This window comes from Laspinema sp. D2d (genome assembly GCF_025370755.1).
Lineage (GTDB): Bacteria > Cyanobacteriota > Cyanobacteriia > Cyanobacteriales > Laspinemataceae > Laspinema.
The window spans coordinates 199,421-221,139 of record NZ_JAMXFC010000007.1 but is presented as its reverse complement, the minus strand read 5'-3'; the positions used below and the strand labels follow the sequence as shown (position 1 = coordinate 221,139).

At 48.1% G+C, this 21,719-nt stretch carries 15 protein-coding genes; 12 read left to right on the top strand and 3 right to left on the bottom strand.

Going from position 1 to position 21,719, the window contains the following annotated elements; all coding sequences use genetic code 11:
* Positions 1–525: 525 nt before the first annotated feature.
* The 4 genes from fbp to opcA all read left to right on the top strand — a co-directional run bounded on the left by fbp (position 526) and on the right by opcA (position 6,189).
* On the top strand, positions 526–1,593 hold the full coding sequence (gene fbp / locus NG796_RS07665) for a class 1 fructose-bisphosphatase (RefSeq protein WP_261205313.1): 1,068 nt from the start codon (positions 526–528) through the stop codon (positions 1,591–1,593).
* A 176-nt stretch (positions 1,594–1,769) separates the two neighbouring features.
* Positions 1,770–2,912, top strand: coding sequence for a transaldolase (gene tal, locus NG796_RS07660; protein WP_261205312.1), 1,143 nt, complete (start codon positions 1,770–1,772; stop codon positions 2,910–2,912).
* Between the two features lie 283 nt (positions 2,913–3,195).
* Entirely contained in the window at positions 3,196–4,725 is a 1,530-nt protein-coding gene (gene zwf / locus NG796_RS07655; protein ID WP_261205311.1) for a glucose-6-phosphate dehydrogenase, read from the top strand.
* Positions 4,726–4,860: 135 nt separating this feature from the next.
* Positions 4,861–6,189 (top strand): glucose-6-phosphate dehydrogenase assembly protein OpcA, encoded by a 1,329-nt coding sequence (gene opcA, locus NG796_RS07650; RefSeq protein WP_261205310.1) that lies wholly within the window; start codon positions 4,861–4,863, stop codon positions 6,187–6,189.
* 66 nt (positions 6,190–6,255) lie between these two features.
* Here opcA and NG796_RS07645 read toward each other — a convergent pair whose 3' ends face one another.
* The gene (locus tag NG796_RS07645) at positions 6,256–7,014 is read right to left on the bottom strand and encodes a Uma2 family endonuclease (protein ID WP_261205309.1); all 759 of its coding nucleotides are present in this window, start codon (positions 7,012–7,014) and stop codon (positions 6,256–6,258) included.
* Between the two features lie 189 nt (positions 7,015–7,203).
* On the opposite strand from NG796_RS07645, the gene NG796_RS07640 reads away from it, so the two are divergent.
* The 8 genes from NG796_RS07640 to NG796_RS07605 all read left to right on the top strand — a co-directional run bounded on the left by NG796_RS07640 (position 7,204) and on the right by NG796_RS07605 (position 17,137).
* Positions 7,204–8,640, top strand: coding sequence for a cobyrinate a,c-diamide synthase (locus tag NG796_RS07640; RefSeq protein ID WP_261205308.1), 1,437 nt, complete (start codon positions 7,204–7,206; stop codon positions 8,638–8,640).
* A 760-nt stretch (positions 8,641–9,400) separates the two neighbouring features.
* Positions 9,401–11,269 carry a ShlB/FhaC/HecB family hemolysin secretion/activation protein gene (locus NG796_RS07635; RefSeq protein WP_261205307.1) on the top strand — a complete coding sequence of 623 codons (1,869 nt, stop codon included), beginning with the start codon at positions 9,401–9,403 and terminating at the stop codon, positions 11,267–11,269.
* Positions 11,270–11,372: 103 nt separating this feature from the next.
* Entirely contained in the window at positions 11,373–13,973 is a 2,601-nt protein-coding gene (locus tag NG796_RS07630) for a CHAT domain-containing protein (protein ID WP_261205306.1), read from the top strand.
* Between the two features lie 110 nt (positions 13,974–14,083).
* The gene (locus tag NG796_RS07625; protein WP_261205305.1) at positions 14,084–14,608 is read left to right on the top strand and encodes a mechanosensitive ion channel family protein; all 525 of its coding nucleotides are present in this window, start codon (positions 14,084–14,086) and stop codon (positions 14,606–14,608) included.
* A 212-nt stretch (positions 14,609–14,820) separates the two neighbouring features.
* Positions 14,821–15,135: a glutaredoxin 3 gene (grxC, locus tag NG796_RS07620; protein ID WP_261205304.1), complete on the top strand. Its 315-nt coding sequence runs from the start codon at positions 14,821–14,823 to the stop codon at positions 15,133–15,135.
* 77 nt (positions 15,136–15,212) lie between these two features.
* Positions 15,213–15,626 (top strand): thiol-disulfide oxidoreductase DCC family protein, encoded by a 414-nt coding sequence (locus NG796_RS07615; protein ID WP_261205303.1) that lies wholly within the window; start codon positions 15,213–15,215, stop codon positions 15,624–15,626.
* A 44-nt stretch (positions 15,627–15,670) separates the two neighbouring features.
* On the top strand, positions 15,671–16,123 hold the full coding sequence (gene tadA, locus NG796_RS07610) for a tRNA adenosine(34) deaminase TadA (protein ID WP_261205318.1): 453 nt from the start codon (positions 15,671–15,673) through the stop codon (positions 16,121–16,123).
* Between the two features lie 315 nt (positions 16,124–16,438).
* Positions 16,439–17,137, top strand: a complete 699-nt coding sequence (locus NG796_RS07605; protein ID WP_263012126.1) for a lysophospholipid acyltransferase family protein — start codon at positions 16,439–16,441, stop codon at positions 17,135–17,137.
* A gap of 133 nt (positions 17,138–17,270) precedes the next feature.
* On the opposite strand, the gene NG796_RS07600 is transcribed toward NG796_RS07605, so the two are convergent.
* Together NG796_RS07600 and NG796_RS07595 are read right to left on the bottom strand one after the other, a co-directional pair.
* Entirely contained in the window at positions 17,271–18,470 is a 1,200-nt protein-coding gene (locus NG796_RS07600) for a CAP domain-containing protein (RefSeq protein WP_261205301.1), read from the bottom strand.
* 751 nt (positions 18,471–19,221) lie between these two features.
* A complete protein-coding gene (locus tag NG796_RS07595) occupies positions 19,222–21,387 on the bottom strand; it encodes a S8 family serine peptidase (RefSeq protein WP_261205300.1) in 2,166 nt (721 codons plus the stop codon).
* Positions 21,388–21,719: the final 332 nt, after the last annotated feature.

Here is a 21,719-nt window from a genome sequence, read left to right as displayed (position 1 = left end):
TGCCAAGGGGAGCCTAGATGCAAGTCGGGCTCCCCTCTTTATTGCTTTCGTGTCACTGGCTTAGTCTAAACTCCAGTAAAAATTTTTAACATTTTAAAAAGACCGGAATTTATAAAAAACTAAACTACAGAAATTTTTAAATTTAGAATTTTTATTAAAATTTACCGCTCTTTTGTCAGTAAGAAATTCTATATTTTTTGACTTAAATACTGAGGCGGGAATGACTATTTCAAGGATTAGATTTGGGAGAGGTAATCACCCCATCCTGCCAAAATCTGCAATTTTAATCTAGTTTGTATCGGAGTTAACTGACTTTCAGACAATTTTATGCTGTAAGGGCAACTTTTCCCGGCAAAACCGTAGAAATACTTAAGAAAATGTTGCGTTTTCTATAGTTCCTCTACAGTTAACCCGCGTTGCTGAAAATGCTTCTTTAAGATGGAAAGGAAAGGGCGACTGGACAAAAACCACCGGCTAACCTCTCCAGTTGTCTCAAGAGAACCACTCCAAAGGAAGACAAGAACGATGAAGGATGAAATCACCAAAAATACGATTGAGCAGAGTCAATCCCTCGATCGCGACTGTACAACCCTATCCCGTCACGTTTTGCAGCAACTCCAGAGCTTTTCTGCGGATGCTCAGGACCTCAGCGCCTTAATGAACCGGATTGCTTTAGCGGCAAAGCTGATTTCGCGGCGGTTGAGTCGGGCTGGGTTAGTGGAAGGGGTCCTGGGGTTTAGTGGCGACATTAATGTTCAGGGAGAAAGCGTCAAACGCATGGATGTCTATGCCAATGAGGTGTTTATCTCCGTTTTCAAGCAAAGTGGCTTAGTTTGTCGCTTGGCATCGGAGGAAATGGAGAAACCCTACTACATCCCTGAAAACTGCCCCATTGGGCGTTATACCCTGCTTTATGACCCGATTGATGGCTCTTCTAATATCGATAGCAACCTGAATATTGGCTCAATTTTCTCGATTCGCCAACAAGAGGGGGCTGATGAAAATGAGGAAGCCCTAGATTTGCTGCAAAGTGGGCGCAAACAACTGGCGGCTGGGTATATCCTTTATGGACCCAGTACGATGCTGGTTTATTCCATTGGCAAGGGGGTTCATTCCTTCACTCTGGATCCCAGTTTGGGAGAGTTTATCCTCTCGAATCAAAATATTCAGGTTCCTGAGCATGGTGCGGTTTATAGCGTGAACGAAGGCAACTTCTGGCAATGGGATGAACCCATCCGCGACTATATCCGTTACGTTCATCGGCACGAAGGCTATACCGCTCGTTACAGTGGGGCTCTAGTCGGGGACTTTCACCGGATCCTGCATGAAGGGGGGGTCTTCATGTATCCTGGAACCATTAAAAAACCGGAAGGTAAATTGCGCCTGCTGTACGAAACCGCACCCCTGGCATTTTTAATCGAGCAAGCGGGGGGACAAGCCAGTACCGGAACCGAGGATATTTTAGATGTGGTGCCGGATCAACTTCATACTCGTACCCCGGTGATTATTGGCAGTAAAGATGATGTGGCCCTGGTGAAATCCTTCATTAGCGATCGCAAGCATGAGAAGAACCCGGCGATCGCGACTCATTGATGATGATTTGATGACACAGTAGGGCAATCTCCCCTTACATTTTAGGCCGATTCAAAGATAAGCTAAAACCTAAGCGTGAAATCAGTGACTCTCATACCACAGACAGTCATCATCCGCTTTGAAACCCTTCACAATGATACCCTGTAGTTACCTAGAAACCAAACGAAATAAAACTTATGGCAATTAATCCCTTACTCCAAAAAATTGAACAGGAATATGGTCAAAGTATCTGGATGGATAATTTGAACCGGGATCTGATCAAGTCCGGTGAACTGAAAACCCTGATTGAAACCCGAGGACTGCGGGGACTGACTTCTAATCCGTCAATTTTTGAAAAAGCCATTGTCGGAAATGCCATTTACGATTCAGATATCGAAGCAGGCATCAAAGCCAACCAATCCGTTGAGAAAATTTATGAATCTTTAGTGTTTGAAGATATTCGCAATGCCTGCGATCATTTTCGGGCAATTTATGATGAAACTGAGGGGTTAGATGGGTATGTCAGTATTGAAGTGCCGCCGAACATCGCTCTGGATGCTGAAAAAACTCTGGCAGAAGCCAAGCGCTACTACGGGGAAATTGCTCGGGAAAATGTGATGGTGAAGATTCCCGGTACTTCTCAGGGTTTACAGGCGGTTGAAAAAGTGATTGCGGAGGGGATCAACGTTAATATTACGTTGTTATTTTCTGTAGATAGTTATGTTGAAACCGCTTGGGCTTATATTCGTGGCTTAGAAGCGCGGGTTAAGGCAGGCCACGATGTGAGTAAGATTTCGTCCGTTGCCAGTTTCTTTATCAGTCGAATTGATGTCAAAATTGATGAGGCGATCGATGAGCAACTCAAGCACGTGACGGAGCTGCAGAAAAAAGCCCAATTAGAGCAAATTAAGGGCAAGGTTGCGATCGCTAATGCCAAGATTGCTTACCAAAAATACAAAGAAATCATCAACAGCGATCGCTGGCAAGCCCTCGCCGCCAAAGGAGCCAACCCCCAACGCTTACTCTGGGCCTCCACGAGCAGCAAAAATCCCAACTACAGTGACGTTATCTATGTCGATGAACTGATTGGACCCGATACGGTCAACACCTTACCTCCAGCCACCATCGAAGCTTGTGCTGATCATTGCGATGTTGCCAGCCGCATTGAAACCGATGTCGATCAAGCCTACCAACTCATCGAGAACTTGCCCGAATTTGGCATCGACTTAGATCAAGTGATGGCCGAACTCTTAGAGGAAGGGATTGATAAATTCATTCAACCCTTTGAGTCCCTGATGAGTTCTTTGGAAACCAAAGTTAAACAACTGGCTCCCGCCTAGTGGGGATGGAAAAAGGGCTAAGGAAGTTTTCTAACGAATCGGGGTAGTTCTCAAACATCCAGGGGATCAGAAACCGGGTTTTCGGCCCGGATGGGTTGTTCTTCAGGCAGAGATCCTGCAAAAAAAACCCGGTTTCTCACCCTTATACCCCTGCCCAAATCCCCATTTTCTGCCGCCCCCACCGATTTCCCGACCTAGAGCAATAGAGAACAGATTGAGGTTCCCATCTCAATCTCGGTTCTAAAGGTCTGTGTCCTAACCTCTAACCTATGCATCAAACCAGATGGTAACGCTAATAGAAAACCCCCTGCGCGTGGGACTCCAACAAGATCGGATTCCCGAACCCCAGATTTTGATTATCTTCGGGGCCTCCGGTGACCTCACCCAGAGAAAACTCGTTCCGGCAATCTATCAGATGAAATTGGAGCGCAAATTGCCTCCGGAACTGACGATTGTTGGGGTCTCCCGCAGTAAATGGAGTCATGAGTTTTTCCGAGATCATTGCCGCCAAGGCGTCGAAGAATTTGGCAATGGGATTGGTTCAGAAGCGCTCTGGGAAGACTTTGCGAACGGACTGTTCTATTGTCCAGGCGATATAGATAAATCAGAAAGCTACCAGAAACTCAAAGCTTTTCTGAGTGAACTGGATGAACAACGCGGCACTCGGGGGAACCGCGTGTTTTACCTGAGTGTGGCACCGCGCTTTTTTGCGGAAGCGATCGAGCAACTGGGTGAGGCGGGAATGCTAGGCGATCGCGACAAACAACGCCTAGTCATTGAAAAACCCTTTGGTCACGATCTGGGTACGGCACAGATCCTCAACCAAGTTGTCCAAAAAGTCTGCTCAGAAAAGCAGGTTTATCGCATCGACCATTACTTAGGCAAGGAAACCGTCCAGAATTTGCTGGTGTTTCGCTTTGCCAATGCGATTTTTGAACCCCTGTGGAATCGTCAGTTTGTTGAGTGTGTTCAAATCACCGTTGCCGAAACCGTGGGTTTAGAAGGACGCGCTGGGTATTATGAGTCATCAGGCGCACTGCGAGACATGGTGCAAAACCATCTGATGCAACTGTTTACCCTGACGGCAATGGAAGCGCCAAACTCTTTGGATGCCGACAGCATCCGCAATGAAAAGGTGAAAGTTTTAGAAGCGACTCACCTAGCGGATATTGAAAATCTTGCCCTTTCCGCCACTCGGGGTCAGTACACCTCGGGATGGATGAAAGGGAAGCAGGTTCCAGGCTATCGCGAGGAGGAAGGAGTTGACGAAAACTCAACGACGCCGACTTATGCTGCACTGAAGCTATATATCGATAACTGGCGCTGGAAGGGGGTTCCCTTTTACATGAGAACCGCCAAACGAATGCCGAAAAAGGTCACCGAAATTGCCATTCAGTTCCGGGAAGTCCCCTTTTTGATGTTCCAGTCTGCGGCAAAACAAGCGAATCCCAATGTGTTGGCGATGCGGATTCAGCCGAATGAGGGGATTTCCATGCGCTTTGAGGTGAAAACGCCGGGGAACTCGTTGCGAACGCGATCGGTGGATATGGATTTTCGCTACGATACCACCTTCGGTCAGGCGAACACCGATGCCTACAGTCGGTTATTGATAGACTGTATGTTAGGGGACCAAACCCTGTTTACCCGGGGGGATGAGGTGGAGGAGTCTTGGCGAGTCCTAACGCCCTTGCTGCAAGTTTGGGATGCTCCTTCCGATCCCAAGGCGATCGCCCTCTATGAAGCCGGGACCTGGGGTCCTGTAGAAGCCGAGATGCTGCTCAATCGTAACGATCACCGCTGGCGCAGGTTATAACAAGACGGATGAAGGATGACGGGGTAATTAGCAACAGGGAACCGGGAACAGGTCGCAAAATAGAGGACTCAACACCTTCATCCTTCATCCTTCTGAATCCACCCTCACTACTCAACACTCAACAATTAAATGAATATGGCTACTCCAATTGTTGCGCTCCAACAACCGAAAGATATTTCCCTCGATGAAATTGAGTCAGAATTGGGTCGAATCTGGCTCTCAGAAAATGGCGGCAGGGCTTCTAGTATTGCCACCCGCGCCGCAACTTTTAGTATGGTGGTTTATGAACCTGAAGAATTCCAGCAGTTGCTCGGGGCTTTAGGCTTTTATGAAGGGCCAATTGATGGGATTTACGGTGCACTGACTAAGGAAGCGGTTCAGGAAGCTCAAATCACTTACGGAATTAGAGTAACTGGGCGAATTGACCCAGAAACTCTGATCCGGCTGCGGGAAGAGTATGATAAAATGCCGCCCGATCGCCAAAAAGTCACCAATCCCAATGCCCGAGGGTTCAGCATCAGCGAGGCGATCGCTGCCCAAAATCCCTGCCGCATTATCACCCTGTGTCCCGTTCTAGGTGAAGATGAGGGGGTCACAGCTCAAGTTTCCGCTTATTGTCCCATCCAAAAAGGCAACTCCAGCCGGTTAATTTGCTGTGAGTACATCACCTTACGCGGTACGAAGCAAGCACTGCAACGAGTTGGGGATTTAGTAGTGTCTCTGATGATTCCCTCCCTACCGAAGTTTGTCTGGTGGAAAGCAACCCCGAATCCGGAACAGGAGTTGTTCCAAAAGCTCTCGGAATCCTGCAATTGCATGATTATGGACTCGTCATATTTTAGTGACCCTGAGTCCGAATTTCTGAAGATGCAAAAGCTTATCGATGCCGAAACCTATATGGCGGATTTGAACTGGCACCGCCTCACCTCCTGGCAAGAGTTGGCGGCGGCAGCTTTTGATCCCCCGGAACGTCGCGCTTCCCTGGTGGAACTCGATCGCGTCACGATTGATTATGAAAAGGGAAATGCCTCTCAAGCTTTGATGTTCCTGGGTTGGCTCGCTTCCCGCCTCAATTGGAAACCGTTGTCTTACCAGGATGAGGGCGGGGATTATGATATTCGCAGGGTCTCCTTCAAAGGTCCAGGCGATCGCACGGTAGAGGCTGAGTTAGCGGCTATTCCGACGGCAGATTGGGGTGAAATTAACGGGGATATGGTCGGATTGCGTCTCACTTCTACCAATAGTGAGGCGAACTGCTGCACGATTCTCTGTTCTGAAACCACCGGCTGTATGCGGATGGAATCCGGCGGTAGCGCTCAAAACTGCCGCACCGAACAGGTGACGCCGTTAACGGACCAAAAGGCTGAATACCTCCTGGGTCAGCAGTTACAGCGCTGGGGTCGCGATATGTTGTATGAAGAAAGTCTGTCGGTAACCACTGAGATTCTCAAGTTACGTCAGTAATTGAATTGAGTTGGGCGATCGCTAGTTTGTAACGTTTTAACGAGGCGATCGCCCCTCTTTTTTCCCCTACAACTGCTCAGGATCAACTCCCATTTCTCGTAATTTGGCAGCAAGGCGATCGGCCTTAGATTGAGCCAATTCTGCTTCTTGTTTTGCAGATTCAGCTTCTTGTTGCGCTGCTTCGTGGGGTAACAAAGCTAGAGTTCCATCAGGATGATAAAAGCGTAACCAAGTGATAGAAATTTGTGTGAGAGTTCCCTCCCAATTTCCTAGCCATGCCCCTAGAGTTTCGCACCACAACCATCCCCGTTCATCGGGTTCAAGGGGTTGATATTTTTGATTGCCATCCAAGTGCCAACCTTGCAAAGAATTGGGATTAAAAGGGTCATAAACGAAATAATCCCGAGTTCGGAATACCCGTTCATACAGGTCTTTTTTCGGTCCAAGGTCAATTTTTCGGGTACTGGGGGAGGTCAGTTCTACAATCACATCAGGATAACGCCCCTCTTCCTCCCAAACAACCCATCCCAGGCGATCGCCTGGTTCTACATCCAAAACGGCAAAGAAATCCGGCCCTCTGAAATCTCGATTTTTGGCTTGTTTACTGCTGTAATAGATAAACATATTCCCGCCCATAAAATAATCATGGCGGTCCGCCAATAGGGCAGGTACTGAGTCAATCAGGGCATTCATTGCAATGCGGTGTCGATTACTTTCCAAGGGTTCTCCGTCATCAAAAATTAGGTCCGTAGGAGGCATGGGAGGTTCCCACTCGACTGCCTCCGGGACGGGATTCATGGTTTCTGCGATCGCCTCGGCAGACATGGCACTTTACTCCATTGAATTGCTGGATTTATTGTAACTTAATGCGATAAGAACTCACCCCTTCCCTCCTCAAGGTAGGTGATCCTGGGTTTGGAGATCAATCAATTCAGTGTTAAGTGCAAAGTAGGGTATAGTAAATTTTATTCAATGACTAAGGACAATTAAAAAACGACCAATGACCAAAGAGCAATGACTATAATAATTGCTGGTGAAAGAAGCGGCGTCGGCAAAACTACAATAACTTTAGCAATTTTAGCCTATTTGCAACGACAAGGTTTAAAGGTGCAATCTTTTAAGGTTGGACCGGATTATATTGACCCGATGTTTCATCACTATGTCACGGGTCGCCCTTGTCGGAATTTAGATCCAGTTTTGACTTCTCCAGACTATGTTCAAAACTGTTTTAATCGCCATTCGCAATTGACGGAATTTTCCCTCATTGAAGGAGTGATGGGATTATTTGATGGGGTTCAACCGGCCCCCCTTTTGATGGAGTCATCGCCTTTATTTTCGTTGGGGGATTTTGCTAGTACCGCCCATATTGCTCGATTGTTACAATTGCCGGTTATATTAGTTTTAGATTGCAGTCGGTTGTCGAGTTCCGTGGCAGCGATCGCCCAAGGATATCGCACGCTAGATCCCCGGGTAAACGTTGCGGGTCTCATCCTCAATCGGGTGGGAAGCGATCGCCATTTAGAACTACTACAAGATGCCTTATCAACCATTCAATTTCCGATTTTAGGGGTGTGGCAGCGACAGGATAACATCACTATTCCCGATCGCCATCTCGGACTGATTCCCACTGGGGAACTTCCTCACCTGGATGCGTTAATCGATCGCCTTGCACATCTGGCTGAAACTTGCTTTGATTGGGAACAGCTATTCCCGCTGCTGAAATCCCCTCCGGCAACTGTGGTAAAACCCCTAGAAATCCAAAATTGTGACGGGTTGAACTCAAAAATTCTAGTAGCGATCGCCCGTGATGCCGCATTTAATTTCTATTATCAAGATAATATAGACTCCCTGGAATCTCTCGGTGCAGAATTAGTCCCCTGGAGTCCTCTCAAAGATGCCGTCTTGCCGGAGGGAGTCCAAGGATTATATCTTGGCGGAGGATTCCCAGAAATCTTTGCCGAAACCTTGGCAGCAAATACCTCCGCATTGCGATCGGTGTATCAGGCAGTCGCCTCGGGAATGCCAACCTATGCCGAATGTGGCGGTTTGATGTATTTATGTCAAAATTTAGTGGATTTTGCGGGGAAATCCTGGCCGATGGTAGGCATTTTACCCCCGAATGCCGTCATGGGTTCCCGCCTCAGTTTGGGATATCGCCTCGCCACCACCCTCCAAAATACCCCCTTATTCCGGACTGGGGAAACAGTCTGGGGTCATGAGTTCCACCGATCGCATCTCACCACCTCACCCCCTTCCCCCTTGTTTCAACTTCGGGGATTCCAGCGGAACTCGCCTGTAACTCCCGAGGGATGGGGATCTTCTCCCCAAATTGCCACCCCTGGGGTTCATGCCTCTTATCTGCATCTTCATTGGGGAGGACAATGGCAGATTCCCCAGCGATTTTTACTCAGTTGTCAGGATTTTGATCCACGATTCAAGACTTTTTTGTAAACTTTTGTAAAATCTAGTTGTAGATTTAAAAAGGGTATGCTAATTTAATACTAGACACGGAAAAGAAGAGAGTAAGGAGAAGAAAGATTTAAAGATTCGTGGGTTCCAATGACTGCGTGTCTCCTGTCTTGAGAACCGATGTGCGGCGAGGCCCAAAAGGGTGAAGCTGCGGAAATTGTAAACCTTAGTAAGCAATTGTCAATCGTCTAAAACCTTTCGTCTTTTTTGCTATATATTTTGAAGAATCAGTCATTCCGTAAATAGGGTCTAGTCTTGTGACTAGGCCCTTACTGTTTTTAGGAGTGAATTGTTAGGAGAAATTGAGAACAAGGGGCATTTAGAAAATTATCCCAGTTCAGGGTAGAAATAGCAGGCAGCAAGTCCGCTTAAATTCAATAGAAAGATGCCAAATAAGAATCAAGTCTTAAGTAATTAGCCTGGATGGCCCCGTCAATCCCTTGGCAGAAGACCTCAGAGCGGTTAGAGTAAAAGGCGGGTGCATCTGAAAACGGAGAATCTCCTAATAACAAAGGCCATGCTAAAACCGAAACAGGTTCTATCATAGCTGGGCCGGTTCTCCTGATTAGCCATGACCCCGATTGTCACCCTCTTCCCAAAACTGATGGGGAATGTGTCGGAGTGGTCATGACTGAAAACCCCTCTTTTCGATCCGTGTGCATGGGTCATCAGGTAGAAACGCGGATCTTGCGATACATTAAGCTCAACTTGATCCATCTGGATTTACATCAGCTCATTAGCGATGCCAACCATTAACCTGCCTCAACATCCCCGATCCGACCAAAGTCAGCACAATTCCTCGTCTTTCCCCGGATCTGGGTTTGCCTTGCCACCCGGAGAAAGCACCTATGAGTCCCGCAAAACCACCCGTTTAATTCGGTTAACCTTAACCTGGTTATTACTCCTGGGTGGAAATGGGGGCGCACTTTTGGCACAAACGACCAATCCAGGAACCCTCCCAGATCCGTCTCGCATTCCTAATCCCCTGCCACCCAATAGCCCCCAATTACCGGAACGTCCGCCCTTGCTACCCCCTCCGGAAGAACTCCTGCAACCCCCGACGACGGATCCCGCTGCGCCCCCGTTGCAAGTAGACCCCACGGGAGAAATTCCGGGGGCAATTGAGGTGCAACGGTTTGAGGTGTTTGATAGTACCGTCTTCAGTAATGAAAGCTGGGCGGAAATTTTAGCCCCGTTTACGGACCGCCCGCTGTCCTTTGCGGAATTGTTGCAAGCGCGAACAGCGGTGACTCAACGGTACACCGAGGAGGGATATATTACATCGGGGGCATTAATTCCCCCCCAAACCCTAGAAGATGGGGTCGTGAGGATTCAGGTGGTGGAAGGCGGATTAGAAGAAATTAATGTGACAGGGAATCAGCGGTTGAGTCCCAATTATATTAGTTCTCGATTGGCGATCGCCACAGAAAAACCCGTCAATATTGACAAACTCCTCGATGCTTTGCGCCTGTTACAACTAGACCCTCGGATTGAAAATATCTCCGCAGAACTTGCAGCAGGGTCTCGTCCGGGTCAAAATGTCCTGGATGTGCGGATTACGGAAGCATCGGCATTTGGTAGCGAGTTCGTTTTAGATAACGGGCGATCGCCCAGTGTGGGCAGCTTCCGCCAGAAAGCGAGTCTTTACCATCGCAACTTATTCGGGTTCGGGGATACCCTGAATCTCTCCTACACCAATACCGAAGGGAGTAATCAGTGGGATGTGGGTTATACCCTGCCAATTAATGCCCGCAATGGTACATTCAGTATCTCTCACGGTCGCACTCAAAGCGAAATTATCGAACCCCCGTTTGATCGGGTGGATATTGAGGCAAAATCTCGCAATACTGAATTCACCTTACGGCAACCCTTGATCCAAAGTCCTACCCGAGAATTTGCGATGGGATTGACCTTTGCCCGTCGTTCTAGCGAAACTTCCATTCTAGGGGTAAATTTTCCCCTCTCTCCTGGGGCAAATGACGATGGGGAAACCCGGATTTCTGCCTTCCGGTTCTTTCAAGAATGGACTGAACGCAGTTCTCGGGAAGTGTTAGCGGCCCGATCGCAGTTTAATCTTGGGGTAGGCTGGTTTGATGCCACAGTCAATTCTTCCGCCCCCGATAGTCGCTTTTTGAGTTGGCGGGGACAGGGACAGTGGTTGCGGGTTTTGGGTTCGGAAACCAGCGACCCCCAACGGTCCCCAACCCTGTTAGTGCGAGGGGATATCCAATTGTCATCGGGTTCGTTGCTACCGCTGGAACAATTTGGTTTAGGGGGTTTAGAAAGTGTGCGAGGCTATCGCCAAGATGCGCTGTTAACCGATAATGGGGTGATTGCTTCTGCTGAACTGCGCATCCCCGTGTATCGCCAAAATTGGTTTGGGGTACAAGTTGTCCCCTTTGTGGATGTGGGAACCGCTTGGAATAGTGGTGATGCAGACAATCCAGACCCTAATACCCTAGCTTCGGCAGGACTGGGGTTACAGCTAGATTTTGGCGATCGCATACGCGCCCGCTTGGATTGGGGGTATCCTTTGATAGATAGTCCCTCTCGCGATCGAACCTGGCAAGAGAATGGTTTTTATTTTTCCATTGTCTCTACCCCCTTTTAATCCGAAAAGCCCACAGCTATGCAGGGTAAAGCTTTTGCAGACTGACGGTTTGGCCCGGATTGGATGAAGGGGTTTCCCCTGTTTTGGTTCTCCCAAGTTGTTTATGAAAATGCTCAACCCTCAACCCATGTCTCTATCTCACGTTAAACAGGGATTGTTGTTATCCGTTGGTCTGTTTTGGTTGGCTTTACCCTTGGGCGCGATCCCCCAAACTGCTGAGGAATTAGTTGAACAAGGGCGTCAACTTTATCAATCAGGGGAGTTTTCCGCAGCGGCAGCGATTTGGGAAACTGCTGCCAGTCGCAGTAGTCAGGAGGGCAATCAATTAGAACAAGCGGTTGCTTTGAGTAATCTTTCGGCAGCGTTGCAGGAATTGGGAGACTGGGAGGGGGCAAAAGCGGCGATCGCCGAAAGTCTAGTTTTGATTGAACGTGAGACGGACTCTCCCTCGGGGGTTCGGGTTCTTGCCCAAATTCTCAATACCCGAGGGGGATTGGAATTTACCCTGGGACAAACGGAAGCGGCAGTTACCACCTGGGAACAGGCGGCAGATGCTTACCGCCAAGCGGGGGAAAAGTCCGGGGAATATCGGGCGATGATTAATCAAGCCCGGGCGTTACAGGCATTAGGATTGTATAGGCGATCGGTAACTCGCCTGGAACAACTCCAAACCCGGTTAGCCCAGGAAAGCGATTCTGATACTAAAGTCACGGCTTTACTCGCCTTGGGGAATGCCTTACGCCTGGTGGGGAATTTAGAACAATCAGAAACGGTGTTACGGGATAGTTTGGCAACAGCCCAACGGTTACAGTCTCTAGGGGCTATTAGTGAGAGTGCGATCGCATTAGGGAACACAGTGCGCGCCCGCCAAGATGGGGAGGCGGCTTTGGCTTTGTATCAACAAGCCGCAGCAACAGCAGAATCAGTAGATACCCAGGTACAAGCCCGTCTCAATGCCCTCTCTTTGTTAGTTGAAACTCCCCTAACTCTGAGTGATTCTGCCTCTGAACCGCTGATTCAAAGTTGGATTCCGCAAATCCAGGACCAAATCGCAGCCTTACCTCCCAGTCGGATGGCGGTATATGCGCGAATTAAATTCGCACAAACTTGGTTACAGTGGCATCAGGGGAAATCATCCCTCAGTTCGGTCCTGCCGGAAGCGGCTAAACTCTTAGGAACAGCCGTCCAACAGGCCAAAAGTATAGGCGATCGCCGCGCTGAATCCTATGCTTTAGGGAATCTGGGGGAATTATACGAACGCGATGGGCAGTGGCAGCAAGCCCAAAGTCTCACACAGCAGGCGTTAGAGTTGGCGGAATATATCAATGCGGTAGATATTGCGTATCGCTGGGAATGGCAACTGGGACGATTACTCCTAGCCCAAGGCGATCGCCCAGGGGCTGTAATTGCCTATTCTGAAGCCGTCACCTCTCTGGAGTCTTTGCGCCTCGATTTAGTCACCACCAATCGGGAAGTGCAGTTTTCTTTTCGGGATAGTGTCGAACCTGTTTATCGAGAGTTAGTGGCGTTACTGTTAGACGCCCCCTCACCTGCTGGTAATCGCACATCGAGTCAGGGCGTTTCCCAGGAAAACCTTCAAAAAGCATTACAGGCGATCGAATCTTTGAAATTAGCCGAACTGGATAACTTTTTTCGGGATGCTTGTGTAGATAGCAATGCGGTGGAACTGGATAAACAACAGGTTGATCTCACAGCGGCGATCGTCTATCCCATTGTTTTGGGCGATCGCTTAGAAGTCATTGTTTCTATTCCCAATCAACCCTTACAGCATTATTCGACCCCCTTACCCAAAGACGAAATTGAACAAACTCTGATCAGTCTTAGAAGAAGCTTAGTAACTCGCACTTCTCGGCAATATCGGGTTCATGCCAACACCGTTTACAACTGGTTAATTGCCCCGATTCAAGATACTTTAGCCAACAGCGGCATTAAAACCTTAGTCTTTGTTCCCGATGGACTGTTTAGAAATATTCCAATGGCTGCGTTGTATGACGGAGAGCAATTTTTGTTAGAAAAATACAGTGTTGCCATTAGTCCGGGACTCAAACTCACAGCACCTCAACCCTTAAAACGACAAACTTTGAAAGCTTTAACGGCTGGGTTAACAGAAGAACGGCTGGGCTTCGCACAACTTCCAAATGTAGCGATCGAAATCCAAGAAATCAATGCTGCACTCTCTGGAATCGTCCTCATGGATAACGGATTTACCCGTAATACCTTGCAAGAACAGCTTTTAAAAACTCCTTTTCCCGTAGTCCATATAGCGACGCATGGTCAGTTTAGTTCTAGTGCAGAAGATACCTTTATTCTCGCTTGGGACGATCGCATTAATGTCAATGAACTCGATAGTTTACTCCGTGTGAGAAATCGCAGTAATAGTAACGAAGCCTTAGAATTACTGGTTTTGAGTGCCTGTCAAACCGCAACGGGAGACGATCGCGCTGCCTTGGGATTGGCAGGAATGGCCGTTCGCGCCGGTGCGCGCAGTACCCTGGCAACCCTCTGGTACATTGATGATGCCGCAACCGTTCCCCTGATGGTTGACTTTTACAAATTTTTAAACCAAGATAATCTCACGAAGTCCGAAGCGTTGCGCCAAGCCCAACTCAACCTTTTGAAGAATCCCGATTATCAACATCCAATTTATTGGGCAGCTTATGTTTTAGTCGGCAATTGGTTGTAAACTAGAGAATACTTGACTCGGTTCACCGGATCAAGATGTTAGGAAAAGGCGCGATATGAGAGGTCACCCCTCTCCCAATTCCGAGACTCTCCAGATGGGAACTCAGAAGAATGCTAAATCAATTATTAACCCTCCTGATTATCGGCGTACCCCGAGTCGCTGGCAGTTTGCTGATTCTGATCAGTTTTTGGATTGCTACTGCCTTGTTAAAAAAGCTGATTCGCCGCCTCAGTACGACCAGTAATTTGAGTCTGGATGCTCTAAAATTACTCGAACAAACTTTCATTAGTACGGTTTGGATTGTCGGCATCGTCACCTCTCTAGGAACCCTCGGAATTGATATTTCCGCCTTAATTGCCGGGTTGGGTCTGACTGGATTTGCCGTAGGATTAGCTTTAAAAGATATTCTTTCTAATCTAGTTTCCGGGGCTTTGATTTTAATTTATCGTCCCTTCCGCCGTCGCGATCGCATCAGCGTCGGCAACTTTGAAGGAACGGTCATTGATATCGATTTACGTTACACGACTCTGCAAGGAGAAGGTAAAACTATTTTAATTCCTAATTCTTATTTATTCACCAATACAATTTGTGTCATTCAAGATTCTGAAGTAAAAATTATCACCAAAATATACTAACTTTAACCCCCAATTCATTAGCAACAACTTTTCTTGGATTTTCAGAAAATGCTCAGAAAATCTGCCCTTCAGGAATAGTCCCCACACCCTAAAATCTGAAAACCCTACAGGACTTTCAGATTCAGCAGGCTCTCAGGTAAAAATCATGATATAATCTTCAATACCTCTTAAAACTATAACTGTTCCACGCCCCTCTGTAAACCCTTAGAACAATGCTAAACTTCCTGAATCGCCTCTTAGGGCGTCACCCGGAAAACATCAAAGCCCATGTAGAAATCTACACGTGGCAAACCTGTCCCTACTGCATTCGGGCTAAAGTTCTCCTGAAGTGGAAGGGGGTCAAATTCATCGAATATAAAATTGATGGGGATGGTGCCGCCCGAGTGAAAATGGCAGAACGCGCCAATGGACGGCGTACTGTTCCCCAGATATTTATTAACGATCGCCATATTGGGGGATGTGATGACTTGTATGAACTCGATGCCAAAGCGCAGTTAGATCCTCTATTAATTCTGGCCCCCAATTAAGGTAACAGTTCCGATTCATCCCGAGATGAATTCCCTTTAAAATCAGTTTGAACCCTTAACGCAAACCCAAAAAAACCATGACTTATTTTTTCATTTATGATGGCAAATGCAATCTCTGTGTCAGCGTCGTCCAACTGTTGGAAAACTTTGACAAAGGCGATATCTTTCGCTACATTCCTATGCAGGATGAAGAGAGTCTGTCTCGCTTAAACATAACCCCAAAAGACTGTGAACAAGGCATGATTTTAATCGATGCCGATCGCCCAGAGAGACGGTGGCAGGGTAGCGATGCCGCAGAAGAACTGGGGAACTTATTACCCGGAGGCAGTCTATTTGTGAGCGCCTATCGCGCACTTCCGGGGATGAAATGGACCGGCGATCGCGTCTATGAACAAATCCGCGATAACCGTTATCAACTCTTTGGACAACGCACGGAAATCTATCACTCCACCTATCCCGGAGACTGTGCAACTTGTAATTATCCAACGTAATTAGAGTGATACAAGACCCGCAGTATCTTCTACATCGGGACTGGATGAGTCAGGCGATCGCCCTTGCCCAAGCTGCCGGAGATGCCGGAGAAGTTCCCGTCGGGGCGATCGTTGTAGATCCGTCCGGTAAGGCGATCGCCCGAACCGAAAATCGCCGAGAACGAGACCATGACCCCACCGCCCATGCCGAAATACTCGCCCTGCGTGCAGCGGGGCAAGTGCTACAAAATTGGCATTTGAATGGCTGTACCCTCTATGTTACCTTAGAACCCTGTCCCATGTGTGCCGGGGCGATCGCCCAATCCCGTCTCAGTCTCCTCGTTTATGGTGCCGACGACCCTAAAAGTGGCGCAATCCGCACCGTTCTCAACCTCCCGGATAGTCCCGCTTCCTTTCACCGCTTATCCGTCCTGGGCGGCATCTTGGAATCCCCCTGTCGAGAGCAATTACAATCCTGGTTCTCTCAACGCCGACAGTCTCCAGGCCCCAAATCATAAATATATATATAGCCCTAACGTATATCAATTTCTCAATTCATGAGTTTCAGAATGACTATACTTTAAACTCCCCAGCACAAGAAGCAGAATAGTGGGTTAAAAACCCCAACTTCTCATCGCTACTGTATCCCCAGACTAGGACAATCTATAAACTGTCCATCTCTTCCCCTGTGCCGGAAACACTCCAAGTACAATAGAAAAATTAGGCTTATAACGGTTTAAAACTATTCTTGAAAATTCCCGATTTTCATTGAATTAAACCCGCGATTCATGTTTATATTTTTTCTACTTTATCTTGAATAATCCCCCAAAATCATGCAAATTCCTATCCTGAAATCTAACCTTACCTCCGAAAAAAATCCATCGGTGAATTCCAAAATATCCCCTTGGTTAGCAAGCGCACTGTATCCAATAGGTCGTTTTATCGTTCTCCCTGCCTACTTTAAAAACATTGAAGTCATCGGACAAGAACATCTTCCCACCACCGGACCTACTATTCTTGCGCCGACTCATCGATCGCGGTGGGATGGGATTTTGGTCGCCTATGCCACAGGCCGACATATCACCGGACGGGACTTACGGTATATGGTCTCTATTGATGAATTTAAAGGAATTGCTGGTTGGTTAATTCCTCGTCTCGGGGGATTTCCCATTGATAGAAAACGTCCAGGAATTGGCAGTTTGCGGCATGGCGTCGAACTCCTGGAAGCGGGTCAAATGTTAGCAATTTTCCCCGAAGGTGCTATTTTTCACGATGGTGACCTTCATCCCCTAAAACCCGGATTAGCACGACTGGCAATCCAAGCTGAATCCCTCCACCCTAATTTAGGGGTGAAAATTGTTCCGATAAATGTGGAATATCAGCCAACAGTTCCCAAGTGGCGATGCCAGGTTAAAATTACCATTGCTCCTCCCTTAGAAGTGTCTCATTACTCTCTAAATACTCCTAAAGAAAGCGGGAACCAATTGACCACGGATTTAGAAACAGCACTACGGGCGATCAGCCAAAATTAGGGGTAACCCTTTGGTTATTTCATCTCCCGTTTTGATTGCCTAAAAAAAGGGGGGTTAATCAACCACCCCTTCACTTCAATCTGCTGTTAACTCTACCGGCTTAAAATCATCCTTTCAACGGAGTCAGTATCCCCTAACCCGTCGTTAAAATATCTGAAGAAACCGCTTGAAACATTCCGTTTAACTCTAGGGGATTGACATTTAAAACTACCCCTAAAATTTCATTCGTGCTGTTGATTTGAAGCAGTGCATCCGGAATGCCATTGTTATCCACATCTACGAATCGCTGATAGCTAATATCGTTTTGTGTTAACCCATCGGTTAATCCAATGCGATCGCCCTCCGCCCGGTTAAAATCTGTAATATAGTCAGCCAACTGTGGCTCAACCACCCCAACCACGGTATCACGACGCAGGACAAACAAATCAGCCCCTGCTCCTCCTGTGAGAACATCTGCCCCAAAATCGCCGGTTAAAACGTCATCGCCGCCTTCACCATATAAATTGTCATGGCTTTTACCGCCTCGCACCACATCATTGCCATTCCCGCCAAAAACAATATCATTATCATTGTTACCGTTGAGGATGTCATTGTTAGTGCCACCCACAAGGGTATCAGTGCCTTTGCCACCCCGTAGGAAGTTATTTCCGCCGGTTCCATAAATGCGATCGCGACCGCCGTTGCCATTAATGGATTCCCCTTCCGTGGAACCAATGATGAGATCATCTCCATCTAAGGCCCTTAACCCCAATTGGTAGCCATTCAGCGCTCCAGCAGCCAATTGAACTCGCTCGACATTAGCAGTCAGGTCAAAAAATCCTTGATTGTTGGGCGTTAAGGGTTGAGAAATGACCGTAATTCCGTCGGTTGGAGGTGGGGTTGGACTATGGGAACCAAGCCGGGGTTGTGGTGGCGGTTCATCCAGGGGAGTCGCAAAAACCTGGGCCCAATAGTGGACAAAGTTGACATTACCTGTATCATTCTCCTGAACATGATAGCCCACACCAATTTCTGTCACCGCAGGATTGAGGATATTGACCCGGTGTGAGGGACTATTCATCCAGTCCCGGACTACTTGTTCCGGTGTGGGTTGACCCCCCGCTACGTTTTCAGCAACCGTCTGGTAGTTGTACCCTTGCATCGTAACGCGATCGGCTGGTTTGGTTCGATCCACCGGATCAATATGGTCCATAAAATCGCGCATTCCCATATTGGCGCTATGGACTTGTGCTGCCGCCGCTAACTGCGGATTGAACGTGAGAGGGGCTAAACCCTGTTGCGATCGCTCTACGTTGGTGAGTTCGACAACACGATTGAGAAATGCTGAAGTCATTGATCTGCTCCTGGTGTACACTCTCCGCCCCCTGACTCGATTGAGTTGCCATGAATTTGCCAACTCAACCCCGGTCGGTGCGGAAAAAAATGGTCAAGCTAAACGCTCCCGTTCCTCCAGTGACATGGGGGAACAAGTGAGTTAGTGGAATTTGTGCGGAATGTCAACCCAAAATTCTATGGCAACGGGGTTTACAGGTTAATTTTCACCGGGTTGGCTGGAACTGTTGCGACCATTGTGCGCTAGGTTTACGCTGGAGGGGTGAGAATAATAATTCCTGTAAACATCTCCCTAAAATCCTGTGTTTTTGAGCGGCTTTGTAGCTCTTGTTTCTAATTTAAGTGAATAAATAAGGCGTGTCAATAGTAAATATATAAAGCTTTGTTAAAGCTGGGAACAAGAAAAACCCGCTTATATTCATGAGCGATTTGCAAAATGAAATTGATCAGGATCGAGTCAATTCGCGATCGTGATCACAGACAAGTGATCAACTACTACCCATTCTCTACTCTATGCCTAGACAAGCAATGGAGACACCTAGTAGATGTTTGCCAATTGTGAGTAAAGTTTAACCCCATCGCACTTAAACAACGGCGTCATTGCAAAAAGAGTCGGACCGGGAGAGAGAGGATATCAGTGTCTTTCATGTAGTACCGCTACTTCAGACCCTATACCTTCACCAACCCATTAAAAAGGGAGAGAAGCAGCCAAAACCTGAACTTCTCTCCCTTCATGCCTGATTCAAACGGGACTAAACTGCCAAAGTCAAATCCCAGCTATTTAGCATCCCCGTATCTCCAGGAACACAATCTCTCACCCATAACTTCCAAGACCCTTGAGCCGACTTATTGCAAAGCTGGCGGAGAGTGGGAGTGGTTTGTAGCGAGTAAGTGGTATTCAACCGAGTTTGACAGCCTAAAGTCCGGCTTTGTAATTGCACAGTTTGACCGTTTGGCGCAATTAAATAAAGTTCTAAATCTCCAAGATAGCTGTGCTGGATATCCACCGTGACCCGGATATCCGCAACCGCACTTGGGTCAGAGATCGAAATTTCGCTCACTAATCCCGGGCGATCGCTGCTGCCGAAAAGATTCAAGGAAAATAAACCCGATTGATTCTTTTGAAAATCCGGAATGCTTTGCTGACGGCTGTTTTGAGCCTGAACCTTACGAGTGGCCTGCATCGGCATCGCCAACAGACGCTGCGCCCGTCGAACCGCATTATAAGCATTCACCTTTCCATACCCAAACCATTGGGAGTGACCCTTACTATCGTAAGTGCCAAAGTGATTGCCCAGTTGACTATCGATATCCGGATCGATAATCTTATCCGCACTTTGCTCCAAAATCTGCTTCACCTGAGCAGCCGTCAAGTGAGGATTAACCGAGAGGACCAAGGCAGCTACCCCCGCCACCACCGGACAAGCACTGGAAGTCCCACCGAAAAAGCCAGTATAATCCCCAGAATCGTAACCCTGAGACCCGGTGCGATCGGTGGTGAAGACACCTAACCCCGTTAAATACCCCTTAATCTCTGGGGGAGTGTTCACCGCACCCATTTCTTGAATCCACATTCCCGGGGGTGCATTATTACTCGGAGCACAGACGGAGATAGATGGACCCCAGTTACTATAGGCCGCCTTTTTAGCCAGACTGGTGCAAGCAGAGACGGTAATTACATCGGGATGGACCGCAAACCCACTCAGCCACTTGACGGGCCCTTTGAGCAGATTATTCGGCCAACCACTCTCGTTTACAGTTCCACTGGTGGGACGGTTGGCATTGCCTGCGGCAAAGACAATCACACAACCCTTGCCATTGCGTCCTTCCGTGGCGGCCCGGGTAATCGCGGCCCGTTGGCGCAGGGAGAGGGGAAAATAGACCGCAGAAGCCCCCCAACTACAGGAAATGACCGAGGCTCCTTTGGTCATTGCCCAGTCAAAGACTTGTTCGATGGATTCGTCATCCAGATAGCCGGTGGTCCGGATCGGCATCAGGGCGCAACCGGGAGCAACGCCCACTATACCAGCGCCATTTTCTTCGGCAACGGCGACTCCGGCACAGGCAGTTCCGTGGTTGTCTGACTCTGCTTCCGGGAGGGGTAAAAAGTTTTTGCGTTTAAAGTCTCGGGGGGCGACGATTTTACCGGGGCCTTGGAAATCCGGGTGATTGAGGTCGATCGCATCATCGGTGATGGCGACTACGACGGACCGGATGCCTCGGGTAATATCCCAGGCTTTTTCCGCTTCAATATGGGAACCTGGGGCGAGGTCGCGGCCCCCTTTGTTTTGTAAATACCACTGTTTATGATAAAAGCTGCTGCGAGGCAGGTAGTGGTTTTGGGTGGTAATGACGATGTTGGGTTCGGCGGTGAGAACCTCGGATTTTCGCATCAGCCGGTTGGCAATTTTGATGGGATTTTCTGTAGCAGTCCGCCGAACGTAACTGATAAAAGTGTTGGGGATGCCGTAAACGGGTTTATGGAGGTCCAGTTCTACGGCATCGGAGATCGCCTGCCGTTGGGTTTCGTCTACGGTTTCAGCAAATTGAAGGGTGACCTCATCGGTGAGGTACACCCGCATTTGCGGATTATTATCGACGGTATAGACATGACTAACAAAGGCAACTTCCGGCAAGCTTCGCACCGTTGTCATGACCTGTTCTAGGTCTGCCTCGTTGACGATAAATTCTTCTAACTGGGTGTTTTGTAGTTGTTGTTTATGGGTGGCGGGAATTTGGCTGAACCAATCTTTTGGGGCATTGGGTTCGAGGGGGCGGACGGTAAAGCGATCGCTAAGTTTTAAGAGGAGTAATTCTTCACCGCCTCGTTGCAGGAGAATACCGAGACTTTGATCCGATACGCCAATTCCGACGGGATGAGATTGAGAGGCATCTGACCGATAAACTTGACCAGTCATTGGATGTATTCCTTCGCTGATTGATCTATTCGCTAATGGGTTTTATTCATTTAGCTAACGGATAAATCAGTAAGATTGCCGGTGGGGGGCGTTAGGCGATCGGTTGTGTACAGCGCTGTCCGTAATTTGAATATTTTGATAACCAAGGTGGGGGCGATCGGTCTAACTGCCAGGAAATGTGTACCGATCGCCAAACCAAAGGCTGAATGAGTAAAATAGGTTCCAGCGATCCCCCAGCGCCTTAGATTTCCCCCAGCCCCTGTGGGAGCCTTAATCTGAGTGGGCCTAGGACGTCGGCACAGTCTTCAATCCTAGGGTAAATGGCTCCACAG

Coding starts and splice junctions, on each gene's coding strand:
- fbp (WP_261205313.1), top strand. CDS start 526: ATGAAGGATGAAATCACCAAAAATACGATTGAGCAGAGTCAATCCCTC.
- tal (WP_261205312.1), top strand. CDS start 1,770: ATGGCAATTAATCCCTTACTCCAAAAAATTGAACAGGAATATGGTCAA.
- zwf (WP_261205311.1), top strand. CDS start 3,196: ATGGTAACGCTAATAGAAAACCCCCTGCGCGTGGGACTCCAACAAGAT.
- opcA (WP_261205310.1), top strand. CDS start 4,861: ATGGCTACTCCAATTGTTGCGCTCCAACAACCGAAAGATATTTCCCTC.
- NG796_RS07645 (WP_261205309.1), bottom strand. CDS start 7,014: ATGTCTGCCGAGGCGATCGCAGAAACCATGAATCCCGTCCCGGAGGCA.
- NG796_RS07640 (WP_261205308.1), top strand. CDS start 7,204: ATGACTATAATAATTGCTGGTGAAAGAAGCGGCGTCGGCAAAACTACA.
- NG796_RS07635 (WP_261205307.1), top strand. CDS start 9,401: ATGCCAACCATTAACCTGCCTCAACATCCCCGATCCGACCAAAGTCAG.
- NG796_RS07630 (WP_261205306.1), top strand. CDS start 11,373: ATGAAAATGCTCAACCCTCAACCCATGTCTCTATCTCACGTTAAACAG.
- NG796_RS07625 (WP_261205305.1), top strand. CDS start 14,084: ATGCTAAATCAATTATTAACCCTCCTGATTATCGGCGTACCCCGAGTC.
- grxC (WP_261205304.1), top strand. CDS start 14,821: ATGCTAAACTTCCTGAATCGCCTCTTAGGGCGTCACCCGGAAAACATC.
- NG796_RS07615 (WP_261205303.1), top strand. CDS start 15,213: ATGACTTATTTTTTCATTTATGATGGCAAATGCAATCTCTGTGTCAGC.
- tadA (WP_261205318.1), top strand. CDS start 15,671: ATGAGTCAGGCGATCGCCCTTGCCCAAGCTGCCGGAGATGCCGGAGAA.
- NG796_RS07605 (WP_263012126.1), top strand. CDS start 16,439: ATGCAAATTCCTATCCTGAAATCTAACCTTACCTCCGAAAAAAATCCA.
- NG796_RS07600 (WP_261205301.1), bottom strand. CDS start 18,470: ATGACTTCAGCATTTCTCAATCGTGTTGTCGAACTCACCAACGTAGAG.
- NG796_RS07595 (WP_261205300.1), bottom strand. CDS start 21,387: ATGACTGGTCAAGTTTATCGGTCAGATGCCTCTCAATCTCATCCCGTC.